Consider the following 18,007-nt stretch of genomic DNA (forward strand, 5'->3'; position numbering starts at 1 on the left):
ACCGCGCTGGCGATGGTGCTGGCGGGGTGCGGCTCCACGCTGCCCGCGCAACCCGTGGACAGCTCGTCGACGGTCACCGTGCCGGAGCCGCCGGGCGTCGCCGGCGCGCCCTCGTCGTCGACCGCCACCAAACCCCCGGACACGACCTGCGACGCGACGGCCAGCCTGCGGCCCAGCGGCCCGCTGCCGCCGCCCGGCCAGATGCCCGAGGGCTCCACCATGGCCCGGATCGTGCAGCGCGGCCGGCTGATCGCCGGCGTCGACCAGAACACGTACCCGATGGGCTTCCGCAACCCGATCACCGGCCAGGTCGAGGGCTTCGACGTGGACATGCTGCACGCCGTGTCCGCGGCGCTGTTCGGCGACCCGGACCGCATCCAGTTCAAGGCCATCACCTCCGCGGACCGGATCCCGGTGCTGCAGCAGAACCAGGTCGACATCGTGGCCCGCACGTTCACCATCGACTGCGCCCGGGCCGAGCAGGTCGGCTTCTCCTCGGTGTACTTCTCGGCGGGGCAGCGGGTTCTGGTCGACGTGAACTCGCCGGTGCAGGACATCGGCGGCATGTCCGGCAAGAAGGTGTGCGCCACCAAGGGATCCACCTCGCTGGACGCGCTGACCAAGGTCGCCTCGCATCCGCAGCTGGTGGCCGTGGACAACTGGACGGACTGCCTGGTGCTGATGCAGCAGGGACAGGTCGACGCCACCTCGACCGACGACACGATCCTGGCCGGGCTGGCCGCGCAGGACCCGTACACCAAGGTCGTCGGACCGCGGTTCGCCGACGAGCCGTACGGGCTGGCGGTGCCCAGGACCGACACCGACTTCGTCCGGTTCATCAACGCGGTGCTGGAGAAGATCCGCGCGGACGGCACCTGGACCGCCGACTACAAGCACTGGCTGGGCGACCGCCTCGGCCCCGTGCCCGCCCCGCCGACCCCGCGTTATCTGGACTGACGATGGCAACTGAGCAGTGGGATCCCGCCGCGACCGGTCTCGCGCCGACCGGTCACACCGAAGAGGTGTGGCGGCCGTCCAGTCAGGGCTCCAGACCCCTGACCGGGCCGTCGCTGGGCCGTGGAGGCCTGGGCGCCGGCCTGGTCGAGGTGCCTCGCGTGCCTTACCGGGACCCGTCGACGGCGGTGCTGGACAACCCGGTCGTCGCGGAGAACAAGCGGTTCTGCTCGCACTGCGCGTCCCGGGTCGGGCGCAGCGAGGACGGTGTCCCGGGGCAGACCGAGGGAGTGTGCCCGCGCTGCGGCACGCCGTTCTCGTTCGTGCCGAAGCTGCGGCCGGGGGAGGTGCTCGGCGGTCAGTACGAGGTGTTGGGCTGCCTCGCGTACGGCGGCCTCGGCTGGATCTACCTGGCCCGCGACCACAACGTGAACGACCGCTGGGTGGTGCTGAAGGGGCTGATCGACACCGGCGACCCGGCCGCGATGGCCGCCGCGGTCGCGGAGCGGCGGTTCCTGGCCGAGGTGGAGCACCCGAACATCGTCAAGATCTACAACTTCGTGCAGCACCCGGACCCGGACACCGGCACGATGGTCGGCTACATCGTGATGGAGTACGTGGGCGGCGACTCGTTGCGGGAACTGGCCCTCAAGCGCCGACGGCCGGACCGGCGGATCGAGCCGATGCCGCTGCCGCAGGTGATCGCCTACGGGCTGGAGATCCTGCCGGCGCTGGGTTACCTGCACGGAATCGGCCTGCTGTACTGCGATCTCAAGCCGGACAACGTGATCCAGACCGACGAGCAGCTCAAGCTGCTGGACCTGGGCGCGGTGCGGCGGATGGACGACTACGAGAGCCCGCTGTTCTTCACCGCCGGCTACAGCGCGCCGGAGCTGGGCCGGCGCGGGCCGTCCATCGCCTCCGACCTGTACACCGTCGGCCGGATGATGGCCGTGCTGAGCTTCGAGTTCCCGGAGTACCGCAGCACCCGCAAGCACACCCTGCCCGGGCCGGACGAGGTGCCGCTGTTCGAGATCTTCGAGTCGTACCACCGGTTTCTGCTGCGGGCCACGCACGAGAAGCCGGAGCAGCGGTTCCACTCCGCCGAGGACATGGCCGAGCAGCTGGTCGGCGTGCTGCGCGAGGTCGTCGCGCTCGGCGGCGAGCAGCCGCCGCCCCGGCTGTCGCACATGTTCAGCACCGAGCGCCGTCCGTTCGGGCCGCGCGACGAGCTGCTCGCGCCCGAGCCGCACGAGGTCGCCGTCGCGCTGCCGGTGCCGCAGGTCGACGCCGGCGATCCGGCCGCCGGTTTCCTGGCGACCGTCACCGGTGTCGATCCCAAAGCGATGCTGCAGAGCCTGGACAACGCCCCGATGGTGACGCCGGAGGTGTTGCTGCGGCAGGCCCGCGCGTACATCGACCTGGAGGACCTGCCGTCGGCGATCGCGGCGTTGGACGAGGCTGCCGAGGACGTGCCGGGGGACTGGCGGGTCAGCTGGTACCGGGGGCTGGTGGCGATCGCCCAGTCCAAGCCGAAGGAGGCCAAGGTCGCCTTCAACGCCGTGTACGACATCCTGCCCGGGGAGCCCGCCGCGAAGCTGGCGCTGGCCGTCAGCGCCGAGCTGTGCGGCGATCACGGCGCTGCCGCCCGGTATTACGAGCTGGTGTGGCGCACCGACCACGGTTACGTCAGCGCCGCGTTCGGGCTGGCGCGGACCCGGCTCGCGCAGGGACACCGGTCGTGGGCGGTGGAGATCCTCGACAGCGTGCCGGACAGTTCGAGCCAGTACCTGTCGGCGCAGATCGGGGCGCTGAAGGTGCGGATCCGGGACCGGCGGCCGGCCGAGCTGACCGTCGCCGACCTGATGGAGGCCGGCAACCGGCTCGACCACCTGACGCTGGACGTGCAGAAACGCACCAAGCTCACCGCCGACGTGCTCGGCGCCGCGTTCGACTGGGTGCTGGCCGGCAAGCCCGGCGGCGACCACGGCGTGACGACCGTGCTGGGGGCGGAGCTGACCGAGCGGGGGCTGCGGTTCGGGCTGGAGGAGTGCTACCGGACCCTGGCGCGGCTGGCCAGCAGCGTGACGGAGCGGGTGGCGTTGGTCGACCGCGCCAACGCCGTCCGCCCCCGCACTTTGCGCTAGCGTCTCAGGGGCTGCCCACCAGCATCGGGATGATCAAGGCGATCAGCACCGTGAAGACCCACATCGCCGGCGCGGCGCCGCGGATCTGCTCGCGGCGGGCCACGGTCCGCTCCGCCACCGCCTTGCTCCGCGTCTGCCACCACGGGTTGGCGCGCTTCTCGAGGAGGTGGTACACCGCCCCGAGCGCGGCTCCGTAGGCCAGATGTCCCACCAGCGAAGGGAATCCGGCGGCGATGCCGGCCGCGCTCCAGTCGATCGGGGTGCCGGTGAACAGCGGCAGCAGCGTGAGGTTGCCCAGCACCCACCACAAGAAGCCGTACGACAGGCCCCAGCCGATGCCGGAGGTCAGGTCGAAGCTGCGGCGGCGGAACAGCACCGCGTACGACACGCCGAGGAGTTGGGCGATCACCATGTGCACGACGAAGCCGGCGATCGCGGAGTGCGAGCCGATCATCTGCGCCACCAAGGAGAATTCCCCGACGGCCGCCATCACGACCGTGAACACCAAACCGCCGGCGATCCCCGACAGCGCGCCGTAGCCCAGCGCCCGCAGCCCGCGCTTGCCGGCCGCCTCGGTTCGTACCAATCGGATGTCGTCGGTGAACAGGACCTTCGCCAGCAACCCGAGCCACGTGTACAGCACCGCGATGCCCGCCCCGAGCAGCACGTACGCCGGCATCAGATGCGCGTCCGCGGCGGCGGCCTTCTGTGACCAGTCCAGGGTTACGTTGAACAGCAACGGTTCCACCGTCAGCGCCGCGAACACCCACCATGCGAAGCCGTACACCGTGCCGCGCACCAGCGCCGGGCCGGTGCTCTCCTCCGACGCCAGCAACGCGTACCCGGCCCCGGCCAGCAGCCCCTCCCACGGCAGCCCCAGCAGCAGTCCCAGGGCGAGCCCGGCGATCAGCCCACGCACGATCTCGCTACGAGAAGGCCGGCGCCACAACGGATCCGTGTCCTGCTGCAACACCACGAACGCGATGCCGGTCACGGCCCCGTACAGCAGATGCCCCATCAGGCTCGGCAACAACGCCTGTGCGCCGGCGAGATCCCACGCCACCGGCTTGCCCAGCAACAGCGGCAGCAGCGTCTGCGGCCCGAGGAACCACCAGAACGCCCCGTAGATCAGGCCCCAGAACACCGTCTCGCCGGCTCGCGCCCGCTGCCGGGAGATCAGCAGCCCGAAGCCGACCCCGAGGATCGTGGCGATCACCATGTGCACGGCCAGACCGGCGACCACGTTGTCGGTGTGCACAATGGACGCGACGGTGGCCAGCTGGCCCTGGATCGCCATGGTGGCGCCGAAGGCGGCGCCGCCCGCCAGCCCCGCCAACGCGCCGGAAACGGCGGCATCTCGCGCCTTCATCACGCCGACGCCGGTCGTGTCTTCGCCTTCCGTCATCGGCTTTTCACCTTCGACCTCCGGGGCGTCGGCGACGTGACCACGATGTCCCGTGGGAACACCAGATCCAGCGCCCAGTCGAACAACACCCGCAACCGCTTCTCCGCGCCCGGCAGCTTCGACAGGTAGATCCCCCGCCACAGCAGCCACGCCACCAGCCCGGCGAACCGCCGCCCACGGATCTCCGCCGCCGCGGTCCGGTGCCCCAGAGCCACCAGCACCCCGATGGTCCGGAACCGGAACTCGGCCGGAGCCCGGCCCGCGACCACGGCCGCGATGTTGTCGGCGGCGGCCTTGCCCTGGCGCAGGGCGTGCTGGGCCGTCGGTGGGTGGAACGTCCCGTCCGCCAAGGGGATTCGCGCGCAGTCGCCCACGGCCCACACGTCCTCCATGCCGACGGCGCGGAGCATCGGATCCGTGGTCAGGGAGCCGAGCAGCGGGGTGGGCCGGTTGCCGGCGGTCCACACGAAGGTGCGGGTGGGAATCAGCTCGTCGTTCTCCAGCCGCACGAGGTCCTCGGCCGCCTCGGTGACGCGCAGCTTCAACCGGTGCTCGATGCCGCGCGCCCGCAGGTGTTCCATCGCGTACGCGGCGAGCTCCGGCCCCAGCTCGGGCAGGATGCGCTCGCCGGCGTGCACGAGCACGAACCGAGGCTCGTCGGGCGCGATGCCGGGGTAGTAGTGCGAGACGCCGTGCACGAGGTCGAACAACTCGGCGATCATCTCGGTGCCGGCGAAACCGGCGCCCGCGACCACGAACGTCAGCAGCTCGCGCCGGGTCCGCGGATCGGCCTCCCGGTCGGCGGCCTCCAGCATGCGCAGCACGTGATTGCGCAGCGCGACGGCGTCGGCGAGATTCTTCAACGGGAACGAATGCTCGGCGATGCCGGGCAGCCCGAACGTGTGCGGCACGGAGCCGACGGCCAGCACGAGATGGTCGTAGACCAGCGTTTCCCCGGATTCCAGCACGACTTCGCGCACGATCGGATCGACGCGATCGACCCGGCCGTAGAGAAACGTGGTGTGCGGCGCGGCGGAACGGATCGGGGCGCTGATGTGCGCCGGCTCCAACGCCCCCGACGCCACCTCGGCCAGCATCGGCGTGAACAGCAGGAAGTTCGAATCGCTGACGAGAGTCACGTCCAGCTTCGCGCCCCGCAGCACCAACCGCTCGAATCGCTGCGCGGCGGCGACGCCGGCGAATCCGCCGCCCACCACGACAACTTTCGCCCGTGGCGACGGTCCGCGCTCAGGACGCTCCCTCGCCGCCCAGGAACCGGCGACAAAATGCAGGAGCAGCCCGGTTATCGCCCCGTGCAACACGTTGCCGACCAGTTCCGGATACGTCTTCGCGGCGGCCACCGCCGACCAGGTCGGCAGCGCGCCGTGCACCAGCGGTTCCAGCGTCAGCGAGAACACCAGCCAGCCCAGCGTCCCCAGCAGCACGCCCGCCGACGTCGTCATCGCCAGGCCCTGCCGGGTGCCGTGAGCCACCGCCGCCAACACCACGCCGATGATCAGCGCATACGCCGCGAACGCGAGCCAGCCGGGGAACGCGGTGACCATGTGCTGCGTGGCCATCAGGATCCCGACCGGCAGCGCGGCCGCCAGGCCGGCGACCGCGCCCCACCCCAGCTGCGCCATCAGCTCTGCGGAACCGGCTGGGTCGACGGCTTCGCCGACGAGCCGATCGTGACCAGCCCGATCCCGCCGCCCAGCAGCAGCGACACCGTGGACAGGTCGCCGCCGAGCGTGTTCTGGCCGCCGACGACCAGTTCGAACAGCTGGAACAGGGCCGCCACCAGCAGCCCGTAGCCGGCGATCAGCACCAGCGGCCGCCGCTCGTGCCAGCCACCGGTGATCGCCGCCGCGGCCAGCGCGAGCACCACGAGGTAGCCGGGGACGCCGAGGCCGATCATGTGCCACGGCAGGCCCTGCGGGATCGCCAGCAGCGTGGCCAGGGCGAGGCCGACGCCGATTCCGACGGCGAGTTTCATGCCCACTCCAAGGTGTACGCGAGGGAAATGCGAATGGTTCGGGGGAGCGCCGGGATTCAGGACGCCAGCAGCAGGAAGCGGCCCGGCCGGCTGCCACTGGCCTGCCAACGCGGGCGCAGCACGGCGTCCACCCCGCCGAATCGGCCGGCGGCGGTGGCCAGCACCGCGAAATGCGCGACGAACATCAGCGCGTAGGACCAGAACCATTCGCCGGGCACGTACAAAGCCGACAGGGTGATGACCAGGGTCTGGCCGATTCCGACCACGGCCCAGAACCGGGTCGCGAGCCCGACGGTCAGGAATGCGCCGAGCAGGATCTCCACGGCCAGCGCGAGGGCCCCGAACAGAGGAAACCCCGGCAGCACGACGTGCTGGACGAGCCAGGAGAAGGGCGGGAACACCGGATGGTCGACGGCGTCCCGGGTCCACATCCGCAAACCGCCGTAGTTCGGCGGCTGCGGAGTCTTCCACGAGACGTTCTGCACCCACAGCATTCCCGTGACCACCCGAACGCCCGTGATGACCCAGCGGACGCCGCGGGTGGACGCCTGAACTTCATGCGCCACCGATATCGCCATGGAAGAATTCCACCGCGCACCGGTGGCGCCGACAAGGCAATGGGTGCTTACGAACCGCGAACGGCCTTGGTCAGCAATTCGTAAGAACGGAGCCGGTCGTTGTGGTCGTGCACCATGGTGGTGACCATGAGCTCGTCGGCCTGGGTCGCCTCCAGCAGTTCGGCCACGCCCTTGGCCACGGTGTCCGGCCCGCCGATGATCATCGACCGGGCCCGGTCCTCGATGAACAGCCGCTCCAGGTCCGTGTACGGGTACGCGGCCGCCTCCTCCGGCGACGGGAACAGCCCCGGCCGGCCGCTGCGCAGCCGCAGGAACGACAGCCCGCTCGGCCCGGCCAGATACCGGGCGTGCTCGTCGTCGTCGGCGGCGACGACCGCGGCCGCGACCATCGCGTACGGCTTGTCCAGCACCGCCGACGGCCGGAACGCCTCGCGGTACAGCGCCAGCGCCGGCAGCGTGTTCTCGGCGCTGAAGTGGTGCGCGAAGGCGAACGGAATGCCCATCAGGCCGGCGACCTGGGCGCTGTAGCCGGAGGAACCCAGCAGCCACAGCGGCGGCTTGTTGCCGGGCGCGTTCACCGCGACGACCTTCTGGTCCGGCGTCGGCTCCTCGAAGTAGCGCAGCAGTTCCGCCAGCTGCTGCGGGAAGTCGTCCGCCGACAGCGGCCCCGTGCTGCGGCGCAGCGCCTGCGCGGTGACACCGTCCGTGCCCGGGGCGCGGCCGATGCCCAGGTCGATGCGGCCCGGGTGGAACGCCTCCAGCGTGCCGAACTGCTCGGCCACCACCAGCGGCGGGTGGTTCGGCAGCATCACGCCGCCCGAACCGACCCGGATCCGCTCCGTCGCCGCCGCCACGTGCCCGATCAGCACCGCCGGCGCCGAGCTGGCGATGCCCGGCATGTTGTGGTGCTCGGCCAGCCAATACCGGTGATAGCCGAGCCGTTCCACGTGCCGCGCGAGGTCCAGGGTGTTCTGCAGCGCCTGCGCGCTGGTCGAGCCCTGCGCCACCGGGGCGAGGTCGAGCACGGACAGGGGCACTTCGCGGGCATCGGTCACGTACCTGTGCAACGCGGCGGCAACTTCGCGGAATTCCCGCGCGTCGCACGTCACAGCCTGCTGTAATCCCGCCGTGTCCTCCAGACGCTGGGCCATCGCTGCCCTACTGACCGTGACAATGGGCGCGGTGCCGGTCGTGGCGCAGGCCGCACCGACAGCACCGACGCCCCATACGGCCTTACCGAGCCAGCCGACGCTGGCCGGCAAGTTCGTGCCGGTGAAGCCGGCCCGCCTGCTCGACACCCGCGACGGCACCGGCGCGCACGGCATCGTCGCGCCGCTCGGCCCGAACTCCGGGCTGCCGCTGGATGTCGCCGACATCACCGGCAATCCCTCGGTCACGCCGACCGCCGTGGTGCTCAACGTCACCGTCACCAACGGCTCCCAGGACAGCTTCCTGTCGGTGAGCCCGACGAGTTTCACGCCGCCCAGCTCCAACGTCAACTTCCGGGCCGGCCAGACCGTGCCGAACCTGGTCACCGTGCAGGTGGACAGCGACAGCCCGGTGTACCTGTTCAACCATGCCGGCACGGCCGACGTGATCGCCGACGTGTTCGGCTACTACACGCTCGACCGCGCCGGCAGCAGTTTCAACACAGTGTCGCCGACCCGCCTGCTGGACACCCGCGAGGGCACCGGAGCGATCGGGCCGGGGGCCACGCTGCCGCTTCAGGTGACCGGCCGGAACTCGATTCCGGCCAGCGGCGTCACGGCGGTGCAGCTCAACGTCACCGTCACCGATCCGACCGCGACCGGCTTCCTGTCGGTGTTCCCGAGCGGTACCCCGCTGCCGAACGTGTCGAACCTGAACTTCGCGGCGGGCGACACCGTCGCCAACTCGGTGCTGGTGCCGGTCGGCCCGGACGGCAGGATCGACCTGTACAACCGGTTCGGCCGGGTCGACGTGGTGGTGGACATCTCCGGCTACTACACCGGAAACCCGCCGGGCACGGTGCCGCAGGGCGGCGTCTACGAGTCGACGGACTCGCCGACCCGGGTGCTGGACACCCGCTCCGACGGCGGCCCGCTCGGCGTGGGCGAGTCGCGGGCGCTGACCGTCAGCGGCCTGCGCAGCATGGCCATCGGCCGCCCGATCGCCGTTGTGCTCAACGTGACGGTCGTCAACCCGACGGCGAGCGGCTTCGTCACCGTGTACCCGACCGGCTCGCCGGTGCCGACCGCGTCGAACATCGACTTCGGGCCGGGGCAGACGCTGTCCAACCTGGTCGTGGTGCCGGTCGGCGCGGACGGCAGGATCAACCTGTACAACCGGTTCGGCCAGGTCGACCTGGTGGTCGACATGTTCGGCTACTTCCAGGCCGGCCCCGACCTGTCCGTCGAGTCCGTCGGCTTCGCACAGTCCACAGTGGACGCCACTGCCGGCGGCGCCGCGGTCGACGTGAACTGGACCGTGGCCAACCGCAACACGAACGCGACCTACGTCGGCGGCAGCATCATCCTGCGCCGCCTCGGCGCCCAGCCCGACACCTACTTCGGCCAGCCGGTCATCGAGAGCTTCGGGCCGAACACCTGCTGCGGCTCCGCGACCAAGGTCTCCGGCGACGCGCACCGCTCCAGCTACACCTACCGGCTGCCTGTGCCGGCGGTGTCGAACTCGACGACCACACGCTGGGTCGTGTCGGCCGTCGAGTTCCGGGACGAGTTGGGCAACCTGCTCGTCGCCAGCGGCCACGATCTCGACGACTTCCACCCGGTGCTGACCGCCACCACCACGGTCGGCGGCAAGGCCCCCACCTACCAGCGCATCACCTACCAGACGCAGGGCCGGCCCTATCTCTACGCCGGCAGCACGACCTACGCCGTCTTCCAGTTCGACGCGCAGGACGAGTCCGAGGGGTTCTGGCAAGGGGCGATCACGCTGACCGGCCCGGCCGGACAGACGCTGACCCGGACCTTCGGCCAGGTCGCGGTCGACGGCAACGAGCTCTCCAGTCCGTGCCAGGGCTGGAAGACCTCGCAGCAGTGCTCGGTGCCGGTGGTGTTCCCCAAGGGCATCGGGACCGGGCAGTGGGCGGTGTCCAAGCTCGTGCTGACCAGCGACGCCGGCACCACCGCCGTCTACGACCACCTCAGCACCGCCGTGATCACGGTGACCGACAACAGTTCCGTGCAGGCCTCCGGGTTCGCTGTGACGCCCAATCCCGTGGACACCTGGCGGTCCGATGTGGACCTGACGTTGTGGACGCACATCAGCGGGGCCCGGCAGGGGGTCAGCCAGATCTTCGTGGACGCGGATTGCGCCGTGCTGACCAGCACGCCGACGGTCGGTCCCGACAGCTACTCCATCCCGCTCCGGATCTACCGGGGCAGCAGCTACTGCGGCGTCAACGGCATCGCCGTGGTCGACGGGGCCGGCAACGTGGCCCTGTACGGCAAGCGCTACCTCGGCGCGCCCGATCCCGGCCTGGTCGTCAACCGGGTCCCCGACACCACGCCGCCGTCGGTCAGCTCGGTGTCGGTCAGTCCCGCGACCGTCCCGGCCAGCCAGGTGGCCAGCACCCGCTGTTTCGTCACGGCCCACGCCGCCATCGGCATGGCCGCGATCAACGGCTACAGCCAGGCCGTCTACAACGCCACCGGCCAGATCGTCGGCCAGTCCTTCGGCGGCATCGGCCAAGCGGCCGACGGCACCGTGACGTTCGAGGTCTACCTGAACAGCCCGGCGCCGCCCGGCGTCTACACGATCGGCTTCTCGCTGACCGACGAGGGCCACCTGACCACGGCCTACGGTCCGCCCAACGGCCAGCCGATGCCCGGCGGCCCGCTGACGATCACCGTGACCGACGGTTAGCCCATGTGGTGGTGGTCGGTGTGCCCGCCAGCGTCGGGCGCGCCGCCCATCATCTTCAGCATGTCCCGGCCGCCGGTGCGGAAGAACCGGACCACCAGCACCAGGCCGATGACCAGGAACACGATGTTGAGCCAGGTGGTGTAGTTCCACGAGATGCCGGCCTCGACGACGCGGGCCGAGCGGTCGGTCGGGGTCAGGCCGGTGACGCCGAACAGCAGCTCCACCAGGTAGCCGGCGCCGACCGTGGCGGCGAAGAACGTGCCGAGGACGAACAGCGCCATCCGGGTGCCGTAGTACTTCCGGTAGATGGTCAGGATCGGCACGATCATCAGGTCGGCGAACACGAACGCGACCACGCCGCCGAAGCTGATGCCGCCGGTCCACAGCACGGCGGCCAGCGGCACGTTGCCGATCGAGCAGACGAAGCTGAGGACGGCCACGACCGGACCGACGATCGGCCCCCAGATGGCGCTCAGCACCGGGTGGTCGGCCAGGAAGAAGCCCTGCCAGAACGAGTCGGGCACCCAGGCGGCGACCGCGCCGGCGATCAGCAGGCCGATCACCAGGTCCCGGAGGATGGCCGCCCACTCCATCACGAACACGTGCGCGACGGCGGTGAAACCGTCGCGGGACAACAACTTCCGGCCGTTGAGAGACATGTCCATCGCGGCGTGGCCCTCCATCGAGCCGGCGATGCCCTTGTCCGCCTGCTCGCGGGCCTTGGCCACCAGCCGTTCACGCAGGAAGAGGCGGAACAGCAGCGCCAGCAGCACGATCATGATCGGTCCGCCGACGAACTCGGCCACGGTGAACTGCCAGCCCAGCAGCAGCGCCAGGATCACGCCGAGCTCCACCACCAGGTTGGTGGAGGCGATCTCGAAGGCCATCGCCGCGGTGAAGTTCGCGCCCTTGCGGAACAGCGCCCGGGCCAGCGCCACCGCCGCGTACGAACACGAGGAGGACGCGGCGCCGAGGCCGGCCGCGATGGTCAGCGAGCGGGGCGAGTCGGTGCCCAGCAGTCTGACCACTGTGGACCGTCGGACGACCGCCTGCACCACCGCCGACAGGGCAAAACCCAGGATCAGCGCCCAGAGGATCTCCCACGTCATCGAGCCCGCCATGGCCAACGCATCCACGATGAACATGGAGGGAGCATACCCCCTGGGGGTAATTCTGCCAGTCCGCTCACCCGTAGGGTGGCGTTCATGAACGATCCAGTGCTGCTGATCACCGGCGGCTCCAGCGGACTGGGCGCCGCCACCGCGGCCGCCGCCGCGCGGGCGGGCTACCGCCTGGTCCTGACCGCCCGCGGCGTCGATCGGCTGGCCGCGTTCGCCGCCGGCCTCGGCGGCCCCGAGCGGGTGCTCACGCTGCCGTGCGATGTCGGCGACTGGTCCCAGATCAGCGGCGTCGTCGCCAAGACGGAGGAGACCTTCGGGCGGCTGGACGCCGTTTTCGCCAACGCCGGCAGCAGCGTCGGCACCTCCTTCCTCGGCCGCTCCGGCGAGGATCCCGAGCTGTGGCGGGAGATGGTCGTCACCAACGTCTGCGGCCCCGCCTACACCGCCCGCGCCGCCTTGCCGGCGCTGATGCGATCCCGCGGCCACCTGGTGCTCACCGGCTCCGCCTCCGGCCGGGGCGTGCGGCCCGGCAGTCTCTACTCGGCGACGAAGTGGGCCGTCACCGGCCTGGCGCAGGCCATCCGCGCCGAATGCGTCGGCACCGGTGTCCGCGTGACGATCGTCCAGCCGGGACTGGTGGACACCGAGGCGATTCCCGCCGACCGCAAGGACGATCCCAAGCTGGATCCGGCGGACGTGGCCCGGGCGGTGCTGTACGCGCTGGAACAGCCGTCCACTGTGGACGTCAACGAGATCGTGATCCGGCCGGTGGGACAGGACGCCTACAAGTAGGGGCTGGCCGCCCGCTTCGCACTGAAGCTTCGCCGGTACGCCAGCGGCGCCACCCCGACCGCGGCGTTGAGGTGCTGCCGCAGCGACGCCGTTGTGCCGAAGCCGGCGTCGCGGGCGATGCGCTCCACCGACAGATCCGTCGACTCCAGCAGGTGCCGGGCTCGCTCCACTCGTTCCCGCAGCAGCCACTGGCCGGGGCTGAGGCCGGTCTCCTCGCGGAAGCGGCGGGTGAACGTCCGTACGCTCATCCGGGCGTGGGCGGCGAGCCGGCGCAGGTCGAGGGGCTGGTCGAGGCGCTCGGTCATCCACTGCCGGGTGGCGGAGGTGCCGGCGTCGGTGACCTCGGGCACGGGACGTTCGATGAACTGCCGCTGGCCGCCGTCCCGCCACGCCGGCACGACCACCCGTCGGGCGGCGTGGTTGGCGACCTCGCTGCCGTGGTCCGTGCGCACGATGTGCAGGCACAGGTCGATGCCGGCGGCAGCGCCGGCCGACGTCAGCACCTTGCCGTCGTCGACGAACAGCACATCCGGGGTCACCCGGACCTGGGGATGCAGCGCCGCCAGCTCGTCGGCGTGACACCAGTGGGTGGTGGCCTCGCGGCCGTCGAGCAGCCCGGCGGCGGCCAGCACGAACGCGCCCGTGCAGATCGACACCCAGCGGGCGTGGGCCGGCACCGTGTCCAAGGCGGCCTTGAGCTGCGGCGACAGCTCGGGTTCGGACATCAGCGGCCCCTCGTACGGGCCAGGAATGACGACAGTGTCCGCGGTGGCGAGGATCTCCGGCCCGTGGTCGGGCATCAGCCGGAAGCCGGCCGTCGTCCGCACCGGCCCGCCGTCGAGCGTGCAGGTCAGCGTCTCGTACAGCGGGCGACCGGCGGCCAACGATGCGGAGGTGAACACCCGGGAGGCGATGCTCAGGTCGAACGCCACCACGTTCTCCAGCGCCAGCACCACCACGCGATGAGCCACCTGCTTCATCGCCGCCACCTCCACCGCTCGGATCGCCGCCGCCTTGGCCCGATTCTTGCACATAGTGGCTTCCGGGCCACTCGTTCAAGCCGGCCACGCTTGTCAGGATCTCCGACGTGGTGAAGCTGCATCGGGCCTGGTGGGTGGCCGCCGTCACATTCGTCGCGCTGGTCGGCGCGGCCGGTTTCCGGGCGACGCCCGGTGTTCTGATGAACCCGTTGCACGCCGAGTTCGGCTGGTCGATGGGCACGATCTCGGCCGCCGTCTCCGTCAACCTCGCGCTCTACGGGCTGACCTCGCCGTTCGCCGCCGCGCTGATGGAACGCTTCGGCATCCGCCGGGTGGTGTCGGTGGCGCTGCTGGTGGTCGCCGCCGGCAGCGGATTGACGGTGTTCATGACCGCCAGCTGGGAGCTCATCCTCTGCTGGGGTGTGCTGGTCGGCCTCGGCACGGGATCGATGGCGCTGGCGTTCGTCGCCACCGTCACCAGTGCGTGGTTCGTCAAGCACCGCGGCATCGTCACCGGCGTGCTCACCGCCGGCGGCGCCGCCGGGCAGTTGGTGTTCCTGCCGGCGCTGGCATCCATCGCCGACTCCGTGGGCTGGCGGATCGCCGCGCTGACGGTCGCCGCCGCGGCATTGGTCGTCGTGCCGCTGGTGGCGTGGCTGCTGCGCGACCGTCCCGAGGACATCGGCCTGCTCGCCTACGGCGCGACCAAACCGCAGCCGCGACCCGTGATCACGGTCAGCGCCGGCCGGCGGGCGATCCAGGTCCTGGCGTCAGCCGCCCGTACCCGCAACTTCTGGCTGCTCGCCGCCGGGTTCGCCATCTGCGGCGCCACCACCAACGGCCTCGTCGGCACGCACTTCATCCCCGCCGCGATGGACCACGGCATGGGGGAGACTGCCGCCGCGAGCCTGCTGGCGCTGGTCGGCGTGTTCGACATCGCCGGCACGATCTTCTCCGGCTGGCTCACCGACCGCCTCGACTCCCGGGTGCTGCTCGGGGCCTACTACGGCCTGCGCGGGCTGTCCCTGTTCGCGCTGCCCAGCCTGTTCGCCGGCACCACCCAGCCCAGCATGCTGGTGTTCATCGTCTTCTACGGCCTGGACTGGGTCGCCACCGTGCCGCCGACCGTCGCCCTGTGCCGCCGCTACTACGGCACCGCCGGGCCCATCGTCTTCGGCTGGGTGTTCGCCTCCCACCAGGTCGGCGCCGCCTTCGCCGCGGTGGCCGCCGGCATCGTCCGCGACCAGCTCGGCAACTACGACCTGGCCTGGTACATCGCCGGCCTGCTCAGCTGCGCCGCCGCCGCGCTGTCCCTGCTCATGCTGGCCACCCGCCGCCGCGCCGCCACCCCCGAACCCGCCATGGCCGCTTGAACCCCCGCGAGTCCCGTTCTGCGGCATACCGAAATGTCAGATCCGGGCAGATCTTGGACTCGGTCCAAGATCTGCCGGAAACCGACATTCGGTGTGCCTGAGAGCGGGACTCGCGGGGGGAACAAGCTCAGGACTGGTGGCGGACCCGGTACGGCGGCACGGAGTTGCCGGCGAGGGCCTCGGCGTCGATGGAGACGGGGCGGTAGCCGAGACCGGGCAGCCGGGACTGCATCAGCGCCGTCGGGTCCGCGACTTCGTCGGCGCGGCCGAACAGGTACGCCCACTCGTGCTCGTCGGAGCCGTAGTACGCGGTGGTGGCGAAGACCTCGTTGAACCGCCGCCACGAGGTGAGCAAAGTCTGGTTGCGCCACATGGTCTGGCAGCCGGCCTGGGTGACGACAACTCCGCCGGGGGCGAGCACGGCCTTGCACATCGTCAGGAACTCGACGCCGTAGAGCCGGTTGTGCTGCGCCTCCTCCTCCCGCTCGTCGGGGAGGTCGACCAGCACGATGTCGTAGCGCTGGTCACCGTCGGCGGCGTCGACCAGGTACTGCCAGCCGTCGGCGTAGTGCACCTTCACCGGGCCCTCGCCGCGCTCGGCGCGGGCCAGCTCCTCGGGGGTGTAGCCGTACGGCAGGTGCTCGGCGCAGAGCTTGACGGCCTCGGTGTCGATGTCCACGTGGTCGACGCGGGTCGCGCCGGCGGCGACGGCCATCTGGCAGACGACGCCCTCGCTGGAGCCGACGACCAGCACCGACTCGATCCTGTCGGCCAGCAGCAGCGCCGGCACCATCAGCGCCTCGTGATAGGTCAGCTGGCTGAACTCGGTGCTCTGCCGGTCGTTGTCGCAGAACAGCGACACGCCCTGCTCGGTGCGGGCGATGACGACGTGCTGGAAGGCGGTGTCGCCCTCGTGGATCACCTCGTGCAGGTCCCAGATCCGGGTCAGGCCGTGGCCCACCGGCTCGTGGATCTGGGTGGTTCGTTCCAACGTGGTCACTTGCTTCTCACAATCTGCTTGGGTGGCAAGGGAAAGTCAGTCGTCCTTGCCGCGGCGGATGGTCTTCGCGTGCACGACGGGCGTGCGCAGCGCCTCGGCGAGCAGCTGCACGGCGACCTCCGGCTTGGCCCGGTGGCCACAGGTGAAGACGTCGACGAAGACCGACCCGATCTCTGGGTAGGTGTGCAGCGAGGCGTGCGACTCCGACAGCAGCGCCAGCACGGTGACACCCTGCGGCTCGAACCGCTTGGAGGTCACGTCCAACACGGTCGCCCCGGCCTGATCCAGCACGCTGGTCAGGATGTCGCGCAGCAACGCCTCGTCGTTGAGCAGATCGGCGTCGATGCCCTCCATCTCCGCGAGGACGTGCTGTCCGGTGAACGACCCGACGGTCTGCACCGAGCCCAGTACTCCGGTCATCTATCACTCCCTACTGTTCCAGGTGAAGACAGACCTCCGGTGAGGCCTGTGCGCAAAACTCGGGTGGAGTGCTCAGACGCAGTGCGTCGGGAGCGGTGCGAAACCGTTGAACGCTATGGAGGAGTAGCTCGCCGTGTAGGCGCCGGTATTGAGGAAGTCGACGTGGTCGCCGGCGCGCAGCTCCATCGGCAGCCGGTAGACGTTGTGCTGGTACAACACGTCGTCACCGTCGCAGGTGGGGCCCGCGAGACACACGGGTCCCGTCTCGCCGTCGCGGCCAGGCGTCGAGAGCAGGTACGTGATGTACTCGTTCTCGGTCTCGGCCAAGCCGTTGTACCGGCCCACGTCCAGGTAAACCCAGCGCTTGTCGTCCACAGTGGACTTACGGGAGACCAGGACGACCTCGGAGCGCAGCAGACCGGCGTCGGAGACCAGGAACCGGCCCGGTTCCAGCACCAGCCGCGGCTGGGCGGCGAAGTGCTTCGTCACGGAGGCCGTGATCGCCGCGGCGAAGTCGGCCAGCGGCGGCGCGGGACGGCTGTAGCGGCCGGGCAGTCCGCCGCCGATGTTGAGCATGGTCAGCTCAACGCCCTCGGCGGCGAGCTTGGCCGTGATCTCCCCGGCCTGTTCGATCGCCGCGTCCCAGGCCCGTGGGTCCAACTGCTGCGAGCCCACGTGGAAGGACACCCCGGCCGGCGTCAGGCCCAGCTCGGCGGCCTTGGCCAGCAGTTGGGTGGCCATGTCCGGGGCGCAGCCGAACTTGTGGCCGAACGGCGTCAGCGAACCGGTGTCGGCCAGCACGATCCGGCAGAACACCGTCGAGCCCGGCGCCGCCTCGGCGATGGCCTCCAGATCGGCGTCGCTGTCGGTGGTGAACAGCCGCACACCGCGCTGGTAGGCGTAGCCGATGTCGGCTCGTTTCTTGATCGTGTTGCCGTACGAGATCTGCTCCGGACGGGCGCCTTCGGCCAGGCACAGGTCGATCTCCGGCGGGCTCGCCACGTCGAAGTGCGCGCCCAGTTCGACCAGCAGGCGCACGACCTCGCGGGCCGGATTCGCCTTGACGGCGTAGTAGAGCTTCGCCCCGGCGAACGCCTGGGACAGCTCCTCGTAGCGCTCGCGGATCGTCGCCAGATCGACGACCAGGCAGGGGGTTGCGGGCTTGCACCGCTCGAGGTACTCGCGGATACGGGCTATCGCCCCGGTCAGCTCCACCGCTGTCGGCGGAGGTGTCGCCGTGTCGACTGTTTCCGTCGGCTGCGGCGCCATGACGGCGAGGCTCTGTCCCATTCCGCTACGTACCTACCATTCTCGGGTCAGTGTGTGCGTCGACCCGTTCGCCGCTTGGGTGGTCACGATGCGCTGCGCATCGCG

Annotated in this window: 15 protein-coding genes; 5 read left to right on the top strand and 10 right to left on the bottom strand. The window is 70.6% G+C overall.

The features are described 5' to 3' along the window. Positions 1–12: 12 nt before the first annotated feature. Both BJ998_RS32075 and BJ998_RS32080 read left to right on the top strand, forming a co-directional pair. Complete coding sequence (locus BJ998_RS32075) at positions 13–957, top strand: glutamate ABC transporter substrate-binding protein (RefSeq protein ID WP_184869080.1); 945 nt, start codon at positions 13–15, stop codon at positions 955–957. Between the two features lie 2 nt (positions 958–959). Further along, complete coding sequence (locus tag BJ998_RS32080) at positions 960–3,101, top strand: serine/threonine-protein kinase (protein ID WP_184867061.1); 2,142 nt, start codon at positions 960–962, stop codon at positions 3,099–3,101. A 4-nt stretch (positions 3,102–3,105) separates the two neighbouring features. Here the strand turns inward: BJ998_RS32080 and BJ998_RS32085 are convergent, their stop codons facing one another. From BJ998_RS32085 to BJ998_RS32105, 5 genes are read right to left on the bottom strand one after another with little or no spacing between them, the layout of a single operon-like run. After that, the gene (locus BJ998_RS32085) at positions 3,106–4,506 is read right to left on the bottom strand and encodes a hypothetical protein (protein ID WP_184867062.1); all 1,401 of its coding nucleotides are present in this window, start codon (positions 4,504–4,506) and stop codon (positions 3,106–3,108) included. Further along, a complete protein-coding gene (locus tag BJ998_RS32090; protein WP_184867063.1) occupies positions 4,503–6,149 on the bottom strand; it encodes an NAD(P)/FAD-dependent oxidoreductase in 1,647 nt (548 codons plus the stop codon). Before BJ998_RS32090 ends, BJ998_RS32085 begins: the two co-directional genes overlap by 4 nt. Next, a complete protein-coding gene (locus BJ998_RS32095) occupies positions 6,149–6,502 on the bottom strand; it encodes an Rv1678 family membrane protein (RefSeq protein ID WP_184867064.1) in 354 nt (117 codons plus the stop codon). The genes BJ998_RS32090 and BJ998_RS32095 overlap by 1 nt, the downstream gene beginning before the upstream one ends. A 56-nt stretch (positions 6,503–6,558) precedes the next feature. Next, a complete protein-coding gene (locus tag BJ998_RS32100; RefSeq protein ID WP_184867065.1) occupies positions 6,559–7,080 on the bottom strand; it encodes a DoxX family protein in 522 nt (173 codons plus the stop codon). A 47-nt stretch (positions 7,081–7,127) separates the two neighbouring features. Beyond that, positions 7,128–8,147 carry an LLM class flavin-dependent oxidoreductase gene (locus BJ998_RS32105; RefSeq protein ID WP_246489724.1) on the bottom strand — a complete coding sequence of 340 codons (1,020 nt, stop codon included), beginning with the start codon at positions 8,145–8,147 and terminating at the stop codon, positions 7,128–7,130. Between the two features lie 61 nt (positions 8,148–8,208). Here BJ998_RS32105 and BJ998_RS32110 point away from each other — a divergent pair, with 61 nt between their 5' ends. After that, entirely contained in the window at positions 8,209–10,947 is a 2,739-nt protein-coding gene (locus BJ998_RS32110) for a hypothetical protein (RefSeq protein WP_184867067.1), read from the top strand. Here the strand turns inward: BJ998_RS32110 and BJ998_RS32115 are convergent. Continuing rightward, positions 10,944–12,092, bottom strand: coding sequence for a permease (locus tag BJ998_RS32115; protein WP_184867068.1), 1,149 nt, complete (start codon positions 12,090–12,092; stop codon positions 10,944–10,946). The genes BJ998_RS32110 and BJ998_RS32115 overlap by 4 nt on opposite strands. 60 nt (positions 12,093–12,152) lie before the next feature. On the opposite strand from BJ998_RS32115, the gene BJ998_RS32120 reads away from it, so the two are divergent. Beyond that, the gene (locus BJ998_RS32120) at positions 12,153–12,860 is read left to right on the top strand and encodes an SDR family oxidoreductase (RefSeq protein ID WP_184867069.1); all 708 of its coding nucleotides are present in this window, start codon (positions 12,153–12,155) and stop codon (positions 12,858–12,860) included. Here the strand turns inward: BJ998_RS32120 and BJ998_RS32125 are convergent. Then, positions 12,851–13,894, bottom strand: a complete 1,044-nt coding sequence (locus BJ998_RS32125) for a GlxA family transcriptional regulator (protein WP_446685010.1) — start codon at positions 13,892–13,894, stop codon at positions 12,851–12,853. The genes BJ998_RS32120 and BJ998_RS32125 overlap by 10 nt on opposite strands. A gap of 62 nt (positions 13,895–13,956) precedes the next feature. Between BJ998_RS32125 and BJ998_RS32130 the strand changes: the two genes are divergently transcribed. After that, a complete protein-coding gene (locus BJ998_RS32130) occupies positions 13,957–15,213 on the top strand; it encodes an MFS transporter (protein ID WP_221339379.1) in 1,257 nt (418 codons plus the stop codon). 127 nt (positions 15,214–15,340) lie between these two features. Here the strand turns inward: BJ998_RS32130 and BJ998_RS32135 are convergent, their stop codons facing one another. The 3 genes from BJ998_RS32135 to BJ998_RS32145 all read right to left on the bottom strand — a co-directional run bounded on the left by BJ998_RS32135 (position 15,341) and on the right by BJ998_RS32145 (position 17,902). After that, on the bottom strand, positions 15,341–16,213 hold the full coding sequence (locus BJ998_RS32135; RefSeq protein WP_345030483.1) for a spermidine synthase: 873 nt from the start codon (positions 16,211–16,213) through the stop codon (positions 15,341–15,343). A gap of 36 nt (positions 16,214–16,249) precedes the next feature. Then, the gene (gene speD, locus BJ998_RS47825) at positions 16,250–16,633 is read right to left on the bottom strand and encodes an adenosylmethionine decarboxylase (RefSeq protein ID WP_116176774.1); all 384 of its coding nucleotides are present in this window, start codon (positions 16,631–16,633) and stop codon (positions 16,250–16,252) included. Positions 16,634–16,705: 72 nt separating this feature from the next. Further along, positions 16,706–17,902 carry a type III PLP-dependent enzyme gene (locus BJ998_RS32145; protein WP_184867071.1) on the bottom strand — a complete coding sequence of 399 codons (1,197 nt, stop codon included), beginning with the start codon at positions 17,900–17,902 and terminating at the stop codon, positions 16,706–16,708. Positions 17,903–18,007: the final 105 nt, after the last annotated feature.

This window comes from Kutzneria kofuensis, from assembly GCF_014203355.1.
Lineage (GTDB): Bacteria > Actinomycetota > Actinomycetes > Mycobacteriales > Pseudonocardiaceae > Kutzneria > Kutzneria kofuensis.